The following is a 17,404-nucleotide window of genomic DNA, read 5'->3' as shown; positions in this document are numbered from 1 at the left end:
TTATGCCCCCCGGATGCGGGTGAGCATCTCTGTTGTATCGGGGCTGAGATCCGGTGTGGCCAGTATGCGGTCCAACGCGGCGGCGGCCTTGGCCTGGCGATCCGCGTCATAGCGTTTCCAGGTCTGGAAGGCGGTGCACATCCGCGCCGTGGTTTGCGGGTTCACCGCGTCCAGCTTGATCAGCCAATCGGCCAGCAAGGCATAGGCGTCGCCGCTGGCGTGATGGAACCCCGCGTGATGCATGGACAGGCTGCCAAAGACCGCGCGGAAACGGTTGGGGTTCTTCCAGTTGAAATCGCTGTGCTTCGTCAGGGTTTCGGCCACGGCGGCGGCCTCTTCGGGCTTGGCTTCCAGCACCTGTAGGCCAAACCATTTGTCCATCACCAGCCGGTCATCGCGCCATTGGGTTTCAAAACTGGCGAGGGGTTTCTCGCCGTCACCGGCGCGGATCAAACAGGCCAGCGCGCTGAGCTGTTGGGTCATGTTGTCGGCTGCGTCATACTGCGCTTGGGCCAAGGCCCCACCCTGGCGGCGAGTGATCATGGACAGCATGGCGTTGCCGAGGCTGCGTTTGCCCGCCTGCTCGGCACCCGGATCATAGGGGCCATCGATTTTGCAGGCGTCATAGATGGCTTGGGCTTCATCTGCGAAACGTGCAGCCTTTGCATCGCGCATGGCCTCACCGGCGCGGTAGATCGCGGCGGGGTCCGGCACTTGTCCTTGGTCATGCAGGGCGGAGGCCAGATCTGATTGGCTGGGCAGGCCCAGCATCAACGCGCGGTACGCCGGATCAAGGGCGGCGTCACAGACCACCGCATGAATGCCATCCAGATACGCGCTGTCGGGCGCGGCGTCCGATGTAATCATCGCCAACAAGGATTGCCGCGCCAAGCTGCGCCCGGCCTCCCAGCGGTTGAACGTGTCGGTGTCATGGGCCAGCAAATGCGCACGGTCCGCGTCGGACAGATCATGGGTGAGGACAACCGGCGCCGAGAACCCGCGCAGGATTGAGGCCACGGGCCGTGCGCCCAACCCTTCGAAGGTAAAGCTTTGCTTGGCTTCGGTCATTTCCAGAATTCGCGTTTCGGCCAATTCGTTGCCATTGGGGCCGATCAGGCCCGTGGCAATCGGGATGACCTGCGGCTGTGGATCGGGGGTGGCGACACTGGGCGGGGTGTGCTGGGTAAAGGTGAGGGTCAGCGTGCCGTCTTCCCATGTTTCCTCAACGCTCAGGCGCGGGGTGCCGGCCTGACCGTACCAACGCTTGAACTGCGCCAGATCACGGCCGGTGGTGTCCTCAAACACTTTCAGCCAATCCTCGATTGTTGCCGCATCACCGTCATGGCGCTCAAAATAGAGGTTCAGCGCTTTTGCATAGGCTTCATCCCCCACCAACGTCTTGAGCATCCCGATCACTTCGGCGCCTTTTTCATAGACCGTGGCAGTGTAGAAGTTGTTGATCTCCTGAAAGCTTTCAGGGCGCACAGGATGGGCCAGCGGCCCTTGATCCTCGGGAAACTGCCGCCCGCGCAGGTCGATCACATCCGAGATCCGCTTAACCGCGGCAGAGCGCATATCAGAGGTGAACTGGCTGTCGCGGTAGACGGTCAGCCCTTCCTTGAGGCACAGCTGGAACCAGTCACGGCAGGTGATGCGGTTGCCGGTCCAGTTGTGGAAATATTCATGGGCGATGATCGCCTCGATCCGCTCAAAGTTCATGTCGGTCGAAGTTTCGGGGGAGGCGAGGACGGCGGAGGAGTTGAAGATGTTCAGCCCCTTGTTCTCCATCGCGCCCATGTTGAAATCGTCCACCGCAACGATGTTGAACAGATCGAGATCATATTCGCGGCCATAGACCTCTTCGTCCCATTTCATCGAGGCGATCAGCGCCTCCATGCCAAAGGCGCATTTGCCCTCATCGCCGGGACGGACATAAAGGTTGAGATCAACCTTGCGCCCGCTTTGGGTCGTGAACTTGTCCGGATGGGCGACCAGATCACCGGCGACCAAGGCAAAGAGATAGGCGGGTTTGGGCCAAGGGTCATACCATTTGGCATGATGCTCTGAACTGCTGACCGGATTGCCATTGGACAGCAGCACGGGGTGGGGGCCATTGATCGTGACCTCAAAGGTGGCCATCACATCGGGGCGGTCGGGATAATAAGTGATCTTGCGAAAGCCCTCGGCCTCGCATTGGGTGCAATACATCCCGTTCGACATATAAAGCCCCTCCAGCGCGGTGTTGCCGATTGGGTCGATCTCGACCTCTGCCTCAAAGACAAAAGGTGCGTCCGGCACATCGCAGGTCAGCCCCTTGGACGTGATCTGGGGTGAAACCGCCTGTCCGTCGATTTTCGCCGAGATCAGCTTGAGGTGCTCCCCATGCAGGAAAAAAACGTGGTCCTCGGCATCTGGGTTGGGGCGAAAGGCGATGCGGCTTGTTACGCGGGTCGCGCGGGGATCCAGATCAAAGGTCAGCGCCACGCTGTCCACGATGAAACCGAAGGGAGTGTAATCGGCCAGATAGATGGTTTCGGGGGCGGTCTCGGGCATGGAGCAGATCCTTGAGATGGAACAATTTGTTTTGCCGCACGTTATGTCCCTGAACGGAGACCCGCAACCGGGTCTGAACCGAACTGATGAGAGGAACGAACAATGTCTGCACCCGACACAAATATCGAAACACAAAAAGAAAACCACCGTCCCCCGCTTTTGGGGATCAAAGGCGCAATGATCTTTGGGGCGCTGATGCTTCTGGTTGTGATCCTCTTTTCGGTCATGAACGGATCAGAACCAAGTGCGGAAACCCTGATCGGGACTGAAACGACGGTTCAGCCCAGCAACTGATCATTATAAATTTATCTATGAGAAAGCACATCCGGGAGGGTGTGCTTTTTCTTTTGGGCCGCCTGCAAAGTGCACCACTTGTGATCATAATCGCGTAGGGATCGGAATTGGTAATATAGTATTACCGCCCCAACTTGTATCGCTGCGACATTATGGATAAACGCGGCAAGGCCGAACATTGCATTGGAGGAGCGCATCGTGACAAACAGGACCGATAAACACGGGTTGCAGGTGGACCCGCTGCTGGCAGACTTTATCGAAACCAAAGCCTTGCCGGGCACGGGCGTGGACGTAGATGCGTTTTGGTCCGGTTTCTCATCGCTTGTTCACGATCTGGGGCCAAAAAACCGCGCATTGCTGCAGGCCCGCACCGATATTCAGGCCAAAATTGACGATTGGCACAAAGATCACAGGGGCCAGGCCCACGATGCGGCGGCCTATACCGCGTTTTTGAAAGAGATCGGTTATCTGGTGCCGGAAGGCAGCGCGTTCTCTATTGAAACGACCAATGTTGATCCTGAAATCGCACAGGTGCCGGGGCCGCAGCTTGTGGTGCCGATCACCAACGCCCGTTTTGCGCTGAACGCTGCCAATGCCCGCTGGGGGAGCCTCTATGATGCGTTTTATGGCACCGATGCGCTGGGCGATCTGCCTGCCAAGGGCGGCTATGACCCAGAGCGCGGTGCGCGTGTTGTGGCCAAGGCCAAGGCGTTTCTTGATGAGGTTGCGCCGCTGGCCGGTGGCAGCCATTCGGATGTGACGGGATATCGTGTCACGGATGGAGCGCTTGCGCCTGCATTGGCTGATCCCGCTCAATTTGCCGGGTATCGCGGCGCGGTGGATGCGCCATCGGCGATCCTGCTCAAGAACAACGGGTTGCACATCGAGGTGCAGATTGACGCGGAGCATGCCATCGGAAAAACCGATCCGGCGCATGTGTCCGACATGATCATGGAATCGGCCCTGTCCACGATCATGGATTGCGAAGACAGCGTCGCGGCCGTGGATGCGGAGGACAAGGTTGTCGCATATGGCAACTGGCTTGGCCTGATGAAAGGTGATCTGGAAGAGACCTTTGAAAAGGCCGGAAAGCAGATGACGCGCCGGATGAATCCGGACCGCGACTATACCGCGCCAGACGGGTCTGAGCTGACGCTGAAGGGTCGGTCGCTGATGCTGGTACGGAATGTGGGCCATCTGATGACCAATCCGGCCATTCTGGACCGCGACGGGCTGGAAGCAGGCGAGGGCTTGATGGACGCGATGATCACCAGCCTGATCGCCATGCACGATCTGGCGCGCGAGGGCGGCAATTCCGTCAAGGGCAGCATCTATGTGGTCAAACCCAAGATGCACGGGCCGGAAGAAGTTGCCTTTGCGGACGAGATTTTCAGCCATGTCGAGGCGGCGCTGGGCCTGCCTGCGAACACGGTGAAACTGGGCATCATGGACGAGGAGCGCCGAACCTCTGCCAATCTGGCGGAATGTATCCGCGCCGCGAAAAAACGGGTCGCCTTCATCAACACCGGGTTCCTCGACCGCACCGGCGACGAGATCCATACCTCGATGGAAGCCGGCCCAATGGTGCCGAAAGGCGAGATGAAAAATGCCGCCTGGATCGCGTCCTATGAGGATCGCAACGTCGATATCGGGCTGGCCTGCGGGCTGCAAGGGCGTGCGCAGATCGGCAAGGGCATGTGGGCCATGCCCGACCTGATGGCCGATATGCTGGAGGTCAAGATCGGCCACCCCAAATCGGGTGCCAATTGCGCATGGGTGCCATCCCCCACAGCGGCGACATTGCATGCCACCCATTATCATCAGGTGGATGTTCTGGCCCGCCAGAACGAGATCAAGGCAGGCGGCGCCCGCGGCACCCTTGCGGATCTGCTGACCATCCCGGTGATGGATGGCCGCAATCTGAGCGCCGAAGAGATCACCCGCGAGATCGAGAACAACGCCCAAGGCATTCTTGGCTATGTGGTGCGCTGGGTCGATCAGGGCGTGGGCTGTTCCAAGGTGCCGGACATCAATGATGTGGGCCTCATGGAAGACCGCGCCACCTGCCGGATTTCGGCGCAAGCGATGGCGAACTGGCTGCATCACGGGGTGATCAGCGAGGCGGAGGTCCTGGCCGGATTGAAAAAGATGGCTGCAGTGGTGGACCGGCAGAACGCCGGAGACCCGCTTTATCAGCCAATGGCGCCAGGGTTTGACGGGATCGCGTTTCAGGCGGCCTGTGATCTGGTGCTGAAAGGGCGGCAGCAGCCCTCAGGCTATACCGAGCCTGTGCTGCATGCCCGGCGGTTGGAGTTGAAGGCCGCAGACTAGGCTGCGCGGAACACAGGGCGGATGCGAGGGGCCAGCCCCTCGCGCACCCCGGAGTATTTAGAGCCAAAAAGGGAAGAGGAAGATCGAGATGGGTATTTCATTGCGCAAGGCGCGGACGATTATTCGCAAGTCACTGGAAAAAGGCCGCGAGATGGAGCTGAAGCCATTGTCCGTGGTGGTTTTGGATGCAGGCGGCCATGTTCAGGCGTTTGAGCGGGAGGATGGCGCAGCACCAGGGCGGTTCTCGATCGCCCATGGCAAGGCCTATGGTGCCGTGATGTTGGGCATGGCCGGTACGGCGCAGATGAAACGGGCCGAGGATCAGGCTTATTTCATGGCGGCGGTGAACGGCGTTTATGGCGGTCAGGTGATCCCGGTGCCGGGCGGCGTGTTGCTGCGCGACAAAAAGGGCGCGGTGATTGGCGCGGTTGGCGTCACGGGGGATACCTCGGACAATGATGCGGTGGCGGCGCTGGCCGGGATCGAAGCGGCGGGTCTGACCGGCGAGATCTGATCGGTGGTTGAGGGCGGGGAAATCCCGCCCTATATTGCCTCGAACCTGTCTAACCTTTTGGTGATCTATGGCCCGTCCAGTTGTTGGCATTATCGGCAATTCCTATTTGTTGAACGATCAGTACCCGGTGCATGCGGGCGGGCAGATGAACGCGGATGCCTTGGCCGAAGTGGCCGGCTGCATGCCGTTGATCATTCCGAGTGACCCCAAACATGTCAGCGTTGCAGAGCTTCTGGATGTGTGTGACGGCTTCCTGCTGACCGGTGGGCGGCCCAATGTGCATCCCGAGGAATATGGCGAGGACGCAACCGAGGCACATGGAGAATTTGACCGCGCCCGCGATGCAATTGTTTTGCCGCTGGTGCGGGCCTGCGTGGAGCGCGGCCAGCCGTTTCTGGGCATTTGCCGGGGGTTTCAAGAGGTCAATGTCGCGATGGGCGGCACGCTTTATCCCGAGATCCGCGATTTGCCGGGGCGCATGAACCACCGGATGCCGCCCGAGGGCACCATCGAGGAGAAGTTCGAGCTGCGCCATGATGTGACCTTTACCGAAGGCGGCGTGTTTCATGAGCTGATGGGGGCGCCGGTCGTTCGTACCAATACGCTGCACGGGCAGGGGATCAAACGCGCCGGGCAACGGATTGTGATTGATGGTCATGCCGAGGATGGCACCCCTGAGGCGATCTATGTTGAGGGCGCGCCGGGCTTTACCCTGGCGGTGCAATGGCACCCGGAGTGGAACGCGGCGGGTGATCCTGTTTCACGGCCCTTGTTTGCCGGATTTGGCAGCGCGGTGCGCCAATGGGCGGCGAGTGGCGCCGCGCCGGCCCTCAAAGCGGTCTGAATTCACAAAGCAACACGCGCGATCTCAAAGGGTTGCGGTATTACTGGCGGCGCGGCAGAGCCGAGTGGCGCAGGCAGGGGGTATCCGCGGGCAAGGTCGCGGTGGATCGATGAATATTGCCAATCCTGCGGGGTCTTGCACAATCCGGCCTGAACCGGACTGTGGTAAATCAAAGCCCGATACCGATTGAACTCGGCCGCATTGCGTAGAGGGTGGCACCAATAGCCGCGCTGCCAGATGCCTTTCTCTCCCTTCTTGATTTGTGACGGGCTGCGATATGTTGCGGGTGGCAGATGTTTTGAAAACCGCGCTTTGAACATCCCAATCCGGTTGGCGATATCAGTATTTTCATGCGGCAAGGTCCAGATCATGTGGATCGTTGCAGGCAGAACGGCAATGGCATCTATGCGAAACCTGTGATGGCGCAGGGTGCTGCGCATGGCGGCGCGCAATTTGCCGATGCGGCGCAGCAGCACATCGTCTTGCGGATCGGCGAGGCGAAGCGTGAAGAAGTGGCGGTTCGTGCCGAAGGCGGGCGGGGTGAGATCTTGCATGGTGATGAGGCTACGCAGGGCAAGGTTAACACTTGGCTAACGCCGGGGGAGCGGAAAACCAGAGGTGCGCAGGCGCACCGGCCTCATCGATGCGGCAGGGCGATTCACCTCTGCAAATGCGGCTCATGGCACCGGAACATTCTGATCACGACACTTTGTGCCTAAGAAACAGCATTTTTGGGAAGGATTTCCCTCGTTTGACGCCCCGAAACATGGACTGCCGCTTGTACAATTGTGGTCTGCACGCTATCGGATACGCAACAAAGTTGCGCCAATGGGGTGCGGCTCATTTGCGGGGGATTTTGAATTGAAGATCGGAACGCCAAAAGAGATTTTTGAAGGGGAAGCCCGCGTTGCAATGACGCCGGAGTCGGCTCTTCAGTTGCAAAAACTCGGGCATGATTGTGTGATTGAAACGGGGGCGGGTGCCGCTGCTGGTTTTGATGATGCGTCATATAAGGCTGCGGGTGTCGAGGTGGTCAAAACCGCTGCGGCGCTCTGGAAAGCGGCCGATGTGGTGGCCAAGGTCCGCGCGCCCAATGACGCCGAGCTGAAGCGCCTGCGCGACGGCCAGACGCTGATTTCCTTCTTCAACCCGGCAGGAAATGCCGAAGGCATGGAAGCGGCGGCCAAGAAGGGCGCCACAGTCATCGCGATGGAGATGATCCCGCGTATTTCCCGCGCGCAGAAAATGGATGCGTTGTCGTCGATGGCCAATATCGCAGGCTACCGCGCGGTGATCGAGGCAGGCAACAACTTCGGCCGCTTTTTCACCGGCCAGATCACGGCGGCGGGCAAGGTGCCCCCGGCCAAAGTTCTGGTTGTCGGGGCGGGTGTGGCCGGCCTTGCGGCGATTGGGACATCCACATCGCTGGGTGCGATCACCTATGCTTTTGACGTACGTCCAGAAGTGGCCGAACAGGTTGAATCCATGGGCGCTGAATTTGTCTACCTCGATTTTGAGGAAGAACAGCAGGACGGCGCAGCAACAGGCGGCTATGCCTCTGTTTCTTCACCGGAATTCCGCGAGGCGCAGCTGGCCAAATTCCGTGAACTGGCGCCTGAAGTCGATATCGTGATCACCACGGCGTTGATCCCCAACCGCGAGGCGCCGGAGCTGTGGACCGAAGATATGGTCAAGGCGATGAAGCCGGGCTCTGTCATCGTGGATCTGGCGGCGGAAAAGGGCGGCAACTGCAAGCTGACCGTGGCGGACGAGAAGATCGTGACCGACAATGGCGTGACCATCATCGGCTACACGGATTTCCCAAGCCGGATGGCGACGCAGGCTTCAACCCTCTACGCCACCAACATCCGTCATTTGATGACCGATCTGACCCCTGAAAAAGACGGTGTGATCAATCACAATATGGAAGATGACGTGATCCGCGGCGCGACCGTGACCCACGCCAAGGAAATCACCTTCCCGCCGCCACCGCCCAAGGTGGCCGCAATTGCCGCCGCGCCGAAAAAGGAAGCCCCCAAGGAACTAACAGCCGAAGAAAAGGCTGCGCAGGAACTGGCGACCTTCAAGCAGCAGACCAAGAACCAGGTGACCTTGCTGGCGGTTGGTGCGGCACTGCTGCTGGGCGTGGGTCTGGTGGCGCCAGCCAGCTTTATGCAGCACTTTATCGTGTTTGTTCTGGCGGTCTTTGTCGGCTTCCAGGTGATTTGGGGCGTCGCGCACAGCTTGCACACGCCGCTGATGGCGGTGACCAATGCGATCTCTTCGATCATCATTCTGGGGGCGCTGATGCAGATCGGCTCCAGCTCGTTCCTGGTGATCATTCTAGCTGCCTTGTCGGTCTTCATGTGTGGGATCAACATCTTTGGTGGCTTCCTCGTGACACGGCGCATGCTCGCCATGTTCCAGAAATCTTAAGGGAGCGGGATCCATGGATTTTGGTTTTACAACAGCAGCCTACGTCGTTGCGGCCGTTCTTTTCATTCTCAGCCTTGGCGGGCTGTCCGGTCAGGAAAGCGCCAAACGCGCGGTCTGGTACGGGATTGTCGGCATGGCGCTGGCGGTTGCGGCCACATTGATCGGGCCGGGCTCCGGGTTTTGGCTCTTGTCGTTGGTCCTGATCGCGGGTGGCGGTGCCATTGGGTATCAGCTGGCCACACGGGTGCAGATGACGCAGATGCCCGAATTGGTCGCGGCGATGCACTCCTTGGTGGGTCTGGCAGCGGTCTTTGTCGGCTTTAACGCCCATTTTGAGCTGGGCAATGTCATGGCGATGGACGAGGCCGCGAAGAAGGCGACCGAAGGCTTTGCCGCGCTTCTGGCCAAGAAAGACGGCGTCGAGATTGCCATCCTGCGGGTTGAGGTCTTTTTGGGCATCTTTATCGGTGCGGTGACCTTTACCGGCTCTGTGATTGCCTATGGCAAGCTGGCGGGCCGTGTAGATTCAGCGGCGAAGAAACTGCCCGGTGGGCATTTCCTGAACGCGGCTGCGGCGGCGCTCTCTGCCATTTGTCTGATCTGGTATTTCAACACAGGTGGCTTCCTGCCGCTCTTTGTGATGACGCTGGCCGCCTTGTTTATCGGTTATCACCTGATCACGGGGATCGGCGGCGCGGATATGCCGGTGGTTGTCTCGATGCTGAACTCCTACTCAGGTTGGGCTGCGGCGGCGATTGGCTTTAGCCTTGGCAATGATCTGTTGATCGTGGTGGGTGCACTTGTTGGCTCTTCCGGTGCGATCCTCAGCTACATCATGTGTAAGGCGATGAACCGTTCGTTCATCAGCGTGATCCTCGGCGGCTTTGGCGGCCCCGCAGGAGAGCAGATGGCGGTTGAGGGCGAGCAGATCGCGATAGAAGCGGATGGCGTTGCAGCGGCCTTGAACGAGGCCGACAGCGTAATCATCATCCCCGGTTACGGTATGGCGGTGGCCCAGGCCCAGCAGGCCGTGAGCGAGCTGGTGAAAAAGCTGCGTGCAAAGGGCAAGAATGTGCGGTTCGCCATTCACCCGGTTGCGGGGCGTTTGCCAGGACACATGAACGTGCTGCTGGCCGAGGCCAAGGTGCCTTATGACATCGTGATGGAGATGGACGAGATCAATGATGATTTCCCCGACACCGACGTGGCGATTGTGATTGGCTCCAACGACATCGTCAATCCGGCGGCGCAGGACGATCCGAACAGCCCGATTGCCGGTATGCCGGTTCTGGAATGCTGGAAAGCCAAGCAGGTGTTCGTGTCCAAACGCGGGCAGGGCACCGGTTATTCCGGGATCGAGAACCCGTTGTTCTTTAAGGAGAACACGCGGATGTTCTATGGCGACGCAAAGGCGTCCCTGGACAAGCTGTTGCCAATGATCGACTGACGTTTTCCTGGAAAGAAAACGGTGCGGAAATTTTGAAAAATTCCGCGCACCATCCTTGAACGCCCTGCCAGAAATGGCGGGGCGTTTTTCTTTGAAGGCAGGAGCGCAGAATTCGATTAGGATAGTGGCACCGTGGCCGTTCCAATTGGTTCAGAGACCCGCGGCCAAATGTGCCATGGGCAGGTGCCGCCATAACACGCCTTGTCAGCCCCCCGCTTTGGGCTGCGATGATGCGCGGCGTGGCAGGCAATGATCTGTATACCGAAGTACACCGTCAAGATGCTGATATATAACATTTTTTCTCTATTCAGGGCGGAGAAATTCCCTATGGTGGGCGAAATGTCCTCGACTGCCGGATTTGACCCATGGCCCCGATCAAAGACCACCCCAACCGCTATGCCCTTTCGGGGGAGCTTCACGCGCGGCCCTTTCCATCGCTCACTGCGCCCTCAACGGCGGTCTTCCTGGCGATCCAACCCTCTCCAGATCCTGCCAAGCGGGACCGCAGCGCCGATCACGCGCATTTGGTCGCCTTGCTGGACCATTACGGCGCGCCGCATCCCGGTGCGGATGCCACACATTATTATGGTGAGATGGGGAAATACTGGCTCAAGTGGGAACAGCACACGGAATTTGTAACCTATACGGTATTTTCACAAGATGTGTCGGACCGGCCATTTGATCCTGTCGAGTTTGATGTTTTTCCCGACTATTGGCTTGAGAGCGTGCCGGGGGGGCGGATCACATCTGCCTTGCTCCGGTTGATGCCGCGGCCAGAGGAGGACACCCAGATTGCCGACCAGTTGCGCAATTGGTTTGTGCCCGAAAGCCTTGCAGTGGCCACGGTTCTGGAAGGGGCTGCCGTTGTGGCCACCGATTTCAGGATCGATCCGGCGGGCCACCTGCGCATTGCGATTTTCACGGCAGAGACCACCGGCAAACGTCGCATCGGGCGCATTCTGCAACGGCTCTGCGAGATCGAGACCTACAAGGCGGCCTCGATGCTGGGGTTTGCCATGGTCAAGACCATGTCTCCGCAGCTCAACCGGCTTGATGGCAAGCTGACCGATCTGATGGCGCAGATGCGCGGCTCTTCTGCGGTGGCAGAGGACACCTTGCACGCGCTGTTGGATATCTCGGTGGAGCTTGAGACGCTGTCTGTGCAATCGGCCTACCGGCTGGGTGCGACGGGGGCCTATCAGGCCTTGGTCAACCAGCGCATCCTGGCGCTGCGGGAGTCGCGGTTTATGGGGCGGCAAGGCTTTGGCGAATTTATGATGCGCCGCTATGAGCCTGCGATGCGCACCGTGCAATCCACCGAGGCGCGGCTCAAGGAGACATCGGCGCGGGCGATCCGTGCCAGTGAGTTGCTCAGGACGCGGGTGGATGTGGAACGCTCGGCCCAGAACCAGGCCATTCTGGCCAGTATGGACCGCCGCGCCGATTTGCAGTTGCGGTTGCAACATACCGTTGAGGGGCTTTCGGTTGTGGCGATCAGCTATTACGCGGTCTCGCTCACCGGGTATTTGCTCTATCCATTGGCGGGGGTGATGGAGATGAGCAAAGGCATGCTCATCTCGTTGATCACTCTGCCGGTAGTGGGGGCTGTTTGGTGGATGGTGCGGCGTCTGCGTAAGCGTCTTGGCTGAGCAGGGCGTGGGTCACTTTGGCCCCGACCGCAATCATCACAATTGCCAGAATGGCGGCCACAGAGAGTGTCGGCACGCCTGAAAGGCCTGCACCAAGGGTACAGCCGCCCGCGAGCACACCGCCCACACCCATCAAGGCCGCGCCCAGCATGTAGCGCCCCGTCTGACGCGGCGCTTCAAAGCTTTGCCATTGGAAGCCGCCAAACAGCAGGCTGGCCAGCAAGGCTCCGACAAACACGCCGCCCAGAAGGCCAGTGCCGAATCCGGCAGGGATTGAGCTGCTGGCAATGCTCCAGAACAGGGTCTCCGATGCGGGGGAGGTGAACGACAGGCTTTCCATGGCGATGGGGTCAAAATCGTCAAAGAGGACAAAGCCGGTGCCGACCCATGCGGCAGGCACCAAAAGGCCGATCACGGCGGCCATCACCAATTGCGCAACGGAGTTGCCGGATTGAAAGGCAAAGATCAGGGCGATCATGACAATCAGCCCACTCCAGACCCATGCGCCGCCGGGCAGGGCGGCGAGGCTGACGTAGTCGCCCATTTCCACCGTGACACTGCCCAGGGCCACGCGCAGGGGGGCCAGAACCCCTTTGAGGGTCATATGGGCCACAACGGCAAAGACCAGCACCACCAGCGCTGCACGCAGGTTGCCAGAGCCGGATAGAACCGTCAGGCGAGAGATACAGCCGCGTGTCAGGACCATGCCTGCACCAAAGAGCAGGCCGCCTGCAGCGATGGCCAGAATGGGCAGGGCCGATGTCATAAAGCGATGTTCGTCAAAGGTGATCCATTCGGCGGCCACCGCACCTTGGGTGCCGATGATCGCGACAGCCAGCGCCATGAGCCAGACACCACCGGCGGCGCGGCGATCTTCGCCAACCAGCGACCGGCGGAAACAGAACTTGGTGCGCTGCGCCAACACGCCAAACACCAGACCAATGATCGCCGCCAGCAGAACAGACGCCTGCCGCGCGGTGGTTTCTTCAAAACCAAAAGACTCAAACATCGCCGTAATCTCCAAAATCGGAATATTTTCCCATTTGGCGCGATATACATTGCCAATCAAGCATATGAGAATGTGATTGTGGGGTGTTGGCAGGGAGATAATTCTGAAAAAGGGTGGAGGATCAAAACATCCTCCACCCTTTATTGATTTGTCAGAACAGGAGTTGTTTCAACGCGCCAGAGGAGGCGCATTGATCCTTATTTGCCTATCGGCCACGGATCCGCGGATCGAGCGCATCACGCAGGCCATCGCCAAGGTAGTTCACGCTCAGCACCGTCAGAGAGATCGCGATGCCGGGCAGCAAGACCCGTTCGGGGAAGTCCTGCATCCGCTGCACCGCATCGGCCAATAGCTTGCCCCATGTCGGATAGTCCGAGGGGAAGCCAACGCCCAGAAAGCTCAGCGCGCTTTCGGTGATGATCGCGGTCGCCAGACCCAGCGTCGCGGAAACCATGATGGGCGAGATCACATTGGGCAGCAGGTGCCGGCGGATGATCTTGCCCGAAGTGGTGCCGATGGACCGGGCGGCGAGGATGAACTCACGTTCCTTGAGCGCCAGAATGTCACCCCGCACGATCCGCGCGGTTTGCATCCATGAGGTGAGGCCGATGACCGCGACAATCAGGATGAACATGCCGCCTTCGGGTCCGAACCGCGAATTGAGCGGTTGCCGGAACAGGGTCACCGCCAGCAGAACCAGTGGCAGGATCGGCAGCGACAACACCAGATCGGTAAATCGCATCAGCCAGAAATCGAGCCGCTTGAAGTAGCCGGCAATCACGCCGATAGCGGTGCCGATGACCAAAGCCAGACCCATGGCGAGCCAGCCGACGGACATGGATACGCGCCCTCCGGCAATCATCTGGGCCATGATATCGCGGCCCAATTGGTCGGTGCCAAAGGGATGCGCCCATCCGGCCTTCGCATCCGGTTCCCAAAGCAGGGTGTAGACCGGGCGCCAGTTCTTGTTGCGAATATCGAGCCCCTTGGGATCAACATCCCACAGGTAAGGGCCAAAGATCACCGCAAAGGTGATGAAGATCAGGAAGCCGCCACCAAAGACCGCGCCTTTGTGTTTGCGGAACTGGTCCCAGACATCACGCCACTGGCTGCGCGGCGGCTTTTGAGGCTCTTTGTCGGTGAGCGCACCAAAGGTCTCGATATCGGCCTCGATGGGGCTTGCGGGGATAGGTTGCTCAGTCATAGCGGATCCTCGGGTCAAGCGCGCCATAGAGGACGTCGGCGATCAGGTTAAACAGAACGATCAGGATGGCGAAGATAAAGGTCAGGGTCATCACCATCGGCAGATCATTGGCAAACAGCGCGGTCAGCAGAAGCTGTCCGATGCCGTTCACCTTGAACACGTTCTCGGTGATGATCGCGCCGCCAAAGATCGCCGGCATGCCCAGTGCAATCACGGTCACAACCGGGATCATCGAGTTGCGCAGCACATGCACCATGACTACAACGCCTTCGCGCAGACCTTTGGCACGGGCTGTGCGCACATAGTCCTGATTGAGGTTGTCCAGCATCGCACCGCGCATATAGCGGCTGATCTGGGCGGTGGTTTGCAGCGCCAGCACCATCACGGGCATGATCATCTGAAAGAACTGCACCTTGAAGCTTTCCCAATCGGTCACAACATGGGTGGTGTCATAAATCGACGGCAGCCAGCCCAGATAGACCGAGAAAATCACGATCAGCAGCGGGCCGGTAAAGAACGGCGGGATCGAAAAGCCGATCATGGTGATAAACGTACCGGCCTGATCGAAGACGGAGTAATGCTTGTAGGCCGAATAGATCCCGATCGGGATCGCAATCACGATGCCAACAATATAGCTCAGCCCAACAACCCACAGGGTTTGCGGCATCCGCTGCACCACGATGTCCATCACCGGAGAGCGGGTTTGCCAGCTGATCACGCGCAGTTTGCCTTCGGAGAATGCGGTATCCGGCAGCCAGCTGAACAGGCTCGACGTGTTGGTCAGATAATCGATAAAGACCAGCGGTTCGATCCAGAAGAACTGGATCAGCCACTTGTAGTACTGCACATGGATCGGCTGACCCAGACCCAGCGCCTCGCGCATCTTTTGTTTGACCTCGGGCGGCACCGTCAACGGCACCTGTGCCATAGGATCGCCCGGAGCGAGTTGAAGAAGAAGGAAAATAACGAGACTGATGAACAAAAGTGTCGGGATCGACAGCAACAATCGTCGTAGGGTGAAGGTCAACATAAGCGTCGCCTTTGCAATTCAGTCTGATGGGGTGGGTGAAGGTGCAGGGCGAGACATGCCCGCCCTGCCGCAAAAAGAGAAAGGCGGGCCAGACGACCCGCCATTCCTTTATTCCTTGATGCGATACCAGTCAGCAACGTTCCACAGTTCGCTGTCCCATGTGTTCAGGACAACACCGCCCAATGTGTTGGACGCAGCGGAAACACGACCACGGTCAACCAGCGGCACGATTGTCATCGTGTCTTTGGTGAGCATGTTGTTCAGCTTCTTGGAGATTTCACCGCGCTTGTCCAGTTCGCCTGTGCGGGACAATTCGTCCAGCAGGGCGTCATATTCTGGATCACAGAAGCGGTTGATGTTTTCACCCTGCCACTGGCTGGATGGCTTTGGCTCGTTGCCGCAACGGTAGGCCGACAGATAAGCCTGTGGGTCTGTGCCGTCGAAGTTGTTGGCGTACATTTCCACGTCCGCGTAGAACTTCTGGAAGGTGTCAGGGGAACCTGGGTCACCACCAAAGAACACGGATGCGTCCAGGTTGCGCAGTTCAACTTCTACGCCGATCTGGTTCCACCAGTCCTTGATCAGGGCTTGGAAATCCTGACGCACAGCGTTGGTCGATGTCTGGTACAGGATCGACAGTTTCACGCCGTCCTTGTCACGTACACCGTCGCCATCGCTGTCAACCCAGCCGGCCGCGTCGAGCATGGCTTTGGCGCCATCGATGTCTTGTGTCAGACACTCGGTGTTGTCGGACGCATAAAGCGCTGGCGCAGGCACCAGGTTACAGGTCGGACGACCCGCCTGACCGTAGCCAACTTCGACCAGCAAAGGACGGTCGATCGCCATGGACAGTGCCCGGCGTACCGCTTCGTCAGACAGGAACGGGTGCGGATGCGCAACGGTGGAGCGCTCGCCCTCGGGCAGATCTGGCGATGGGTTGGTCAGGTTCATTTCCAGACGCTCAACCAGCGTACCGAATGCGGAAATTGGCTTGCCTTTGCCCGCTTCGGCCATTTTGGCCAGAACATCGGGTGCCAACTGCATGTTCCATGCATAGTCAAACTCGCCGGTTTCCATAACCGCACGGCCAGCTGCAACCGCATCACCGCCACCTTTGAAGGTCAGCGACGCAAAGGCAGGTTTGCCTTCTTCACGGTAGTTTTCGTTGGCTTCCATGGTGATCACGTCATTTGGACGGAACTCCACAACCTTGAAAGGACCGGTGCCAATTGGGTTAAAGTTGGCTTCGGTACATTCCGGCGCCTTGGCACCGAGGCATTCAGAGAACTGTGCCTTCTGAATGATCGGGGACTGGCCGCCCATGAACGGGCCGTATGGGTTTGGTTTGGCTTCGGAGAAGTGCACCTTGACCGTCAGGTCATCCAGAACTTCGACCGAATCAACGCCGTCAAACTTGGAACCCTGCGCACAGCCACCTTCGGGGTGCATACAGTATTCCGCCGTGAACGCGACGTCCGCAGATGTCACAGGGGAGCCGTCGGACCATACAAGACCGCTTTTCAGCTTCCATGTGATGGATTTGAGGTCTGCGCTTACGCCGCCATTTTCAACCGTTGGAATTTCTTCCGCCAGATAGGGGACCAATGCGCCGGTTTCGTTGTAACGGCCCAGAGGCTCAATCACGAGCGAGGCCGATTCGAGATCCTTGGTGCCGCCGGACAGATATGGGTTCAGGATCGATGGCGCTTGCCAATAAATGATCTTGACCTCACCGTCGCGCCCGCGTTCGCCGGAATGGCCGTCCGCGAGGGCGAAAGGTGCAAAGGCAGCTGAGGCAATTGCACCCATCAAAAGGGTTTTCATTTTCATTTTTTACTCCTTGTTGGACACGTGTTGCGTGTCGCGTTTTGGGGTGGGGTTGGTCCGCACCCTTTCTTGTCGCATTGAGTTTGGTTTAAGAACGACGGCTAACGTTGCGTAAAGTCCGCGCAAAAGCCGATTTGTTTGTTCACTCCCCCAAAGCGCATGGGGCGTATCGAAACAGGTTTGGCCAGAAATGCAACCCCAGACATTAATCCAGCCGCAAATTACGCATGGGCAACGGCGGATGTTTGACAGTCTTGGTGCAATCG

The 17,404-nt window shown here is 59.0% G+C and carries 13 protein-coding genes; 7 read left to right on the top strand and 6 right to left on the bottom strand.

Annotation, left to right across the window (positions count from 1 at the left end; translation table 11 throughout):
• Positions 1–2,553, bottom strand: coding sequence for an aminopeptidase N (gene pepN / locus JNX03_RS06435; protein WP_203211578.1), 2,553 nt, complete (start codon positions 2,551–2,553; stop codon positions 1–3).
• 102 nt (positions 2,554–2,655) lie between these two features.
• Here pepN and JNX03_RS06430 point away from each other — a divergent pair, with 102 nt between their 5' ends.
• The 4 genes from JNX03_RS06430 to JNX03_RS06415 all read left to right on the top strand — a co-directional run bounded on the left by JNX03_RS06430 (position 2,656) and on the right by JNX03_RS06415 (position 6,536).
• A complete protein-coding gene (locus tag JNX03_RS06430; protein WP_203211577.1) occupies positions 2,656–2,847 on the top strand; it encodes a hypothetical protein in 192 nt (63 codons plus the stop codon).
• A gap of 198 nt (positions 2,848–3,045) precedes the next feature.
• Positions 3,046–5,178, top strand: coding sequence for a malate synthase G (locus tag JNX03_RS06425; protein WP_203211576.1), 2,133 nt, complete (start codon positions 3,046–3,048; stop codon positions 5,176–5,178).
• An 88-nt stretch (positions 5,179–5,266) separates the two neighbouring features.
• Complete coding sequence (locus tag JNX03_RS06420; RefSeq protein WP_203211575.1) at positions 5,267–5,692, top strand: GlcG/HbpS family heme-binding protein; 426 nt, start codon at positions 5,267–5,269, stop codon at positions 5,690–5,692.
• 67 nt (positions 5,693–5,759) lie between these two features.
• Positions 5,760–6,536 carry a gamma-glutamyl-gamma-aminobutyrate hydrolase family protein gene (locus JNX03_RS06415; protein ID WP_203211574.1) on the top strand — a complete coding sequence of 259 codons (777 nt, stop codon included), beginning with the start codon at positions 5,760–5,762 and terminating at the stop codon, positions 6,534–6,536.
• Between the two features lie 2 nt (positions 6,537–6,538).
• Here the strand turns inward: JNX03_RS06415 and JNX03_RS06410 are convergent, their stop codons facing one another.
• Complete coding sequence (locus JNX03_RS06410) at positions 6,539–7,090, bottom strand: REP-associated tyrosine transposase (RefSeq protein ID WP_203211573.1); 552 nt, start codon at positions 7,088–7,090, stop codon at positions 6,539–6,541.
• Positions 7,091–7,397: 307 nt separating this feature from the next.
• Between JNX03_RS06410 and JNX03_RS06405 the strand changes: the two genes are divergently transcribed.
• From JNX03_RS06405 to JNX03_RS06395, 3 genes are all read left to right on the top strand, one after another.
• Complete coding sequence (locus tag JNX03_RS06405; protein WP_203211572.1) at positions 7,398–8,972, top strand: Re/Si-specific NAD(P)(+) transhydrogenase subunit alpha; 1,575 nt, start codon at positions 7,398–7,400, stop codon at positions 8,970–8,972.
• Between the two features lie 13 nt (positions 8,973–8,985).
• Positions 8,986–10,419 (top strand): NAD(P)(+) transhydrogenase (Re/Si-specific) subunit beta, encoded by a 1,434-nt coding sequence (locus JNX03_RS06400; RefSeq protein WP_203211571.1) that lies wholly within the window; start codon positions 8,986–8,988, stop codon positions 10,417–10,419.
• Positions 10,420–10,784: 365 nt separating this feature from the next.
• Positions 10,785–12,068 (top strand): DUF3422 family protein, encoded by a 1,284-nt coding sequence (locus JNX03_RS06395; RefSeq protein WP_203211570.1) that lies wholly within the window; start codon positions 10,785–10,787, stop codon positions 12,066–12,068.
• Here the strand turns inward: JNX03_RS06395 and JNX03_RS06390 are convergent.
• The 4 genes from JNX03_RS06390 to JNX03_RS06375 form a co-directional block, all read right to left on the bottom strand.
• A complete protein-coding gene (locus tag JNX03_RS06390) occupies positions 12,004–13,077 on the bottom strand; it encodes a YeeE/YedE family protein (protein WP_203211569.1) in 1,074 nt (357 codons plus the stop codon). The two genes, JNX03_RS06395 and JNX03_RS06390, sit on opposite strands and share 65 nt — an antisense overlap.
• Positions 13,078–13,282: 205 nt before the next feature.
• The gene (locus JNX03_RS06385) at positions 13,283–14,281 is read right to left on the bottom strand and encodes an ABC transporter permease (protein WP_203211568.1); all 999 of its coding nucleotides are present in this window, start codon (positions 14,279–14,281) and stop codon (positions 13,283–13,285) included.
• On the bottom strand, positions 14,274–15,311 hold the full coding sequence (locus tag JNX03_RS06380; protein ID WP_203211567.1) for an ABC transporter permease: 1,038 nt from the start codon (positions 15,309–15,311) through the stop codon (positions 14,274–14,276). Before JNX03_RS06380 ends, JNX03_RS06385 begins: the two co-directional genes overlap by 8 nt.
• A gap of 108 nt (positions 15,312–15,419) precedes the next feature.
• Positions 15,420–17,141 carry a peptide ABC transporter substrate-binding protein gene (locus JNX03_RS06375; protein ID WP_203211566.1) on the bottom strand — a complete coding sequence of 574 codons (1,722 nt, stop codon included), beginning with the start codon at positions 17,139–17,141 and terminating at the stop codon, positions 15,420–15,422.
• Positions 17,142–17,404 lie beyond the last annotated feature (263 nt).

Source organism: Sulfitobacter mediterraneus, from assembly GCF_016801775.1.
In the GTDB taxonomy this organism is placed as follows: Bacteria; Pseudomonadota; Alphaproteobacteria; order Rhodobacterales; family Rhodobacteraceae; genus Sulfitobacter; species Sulfitobacter mediterraneus_A.
This window is presented reverse-complemented; position numbering and strand designations above follow the sequence as displayed.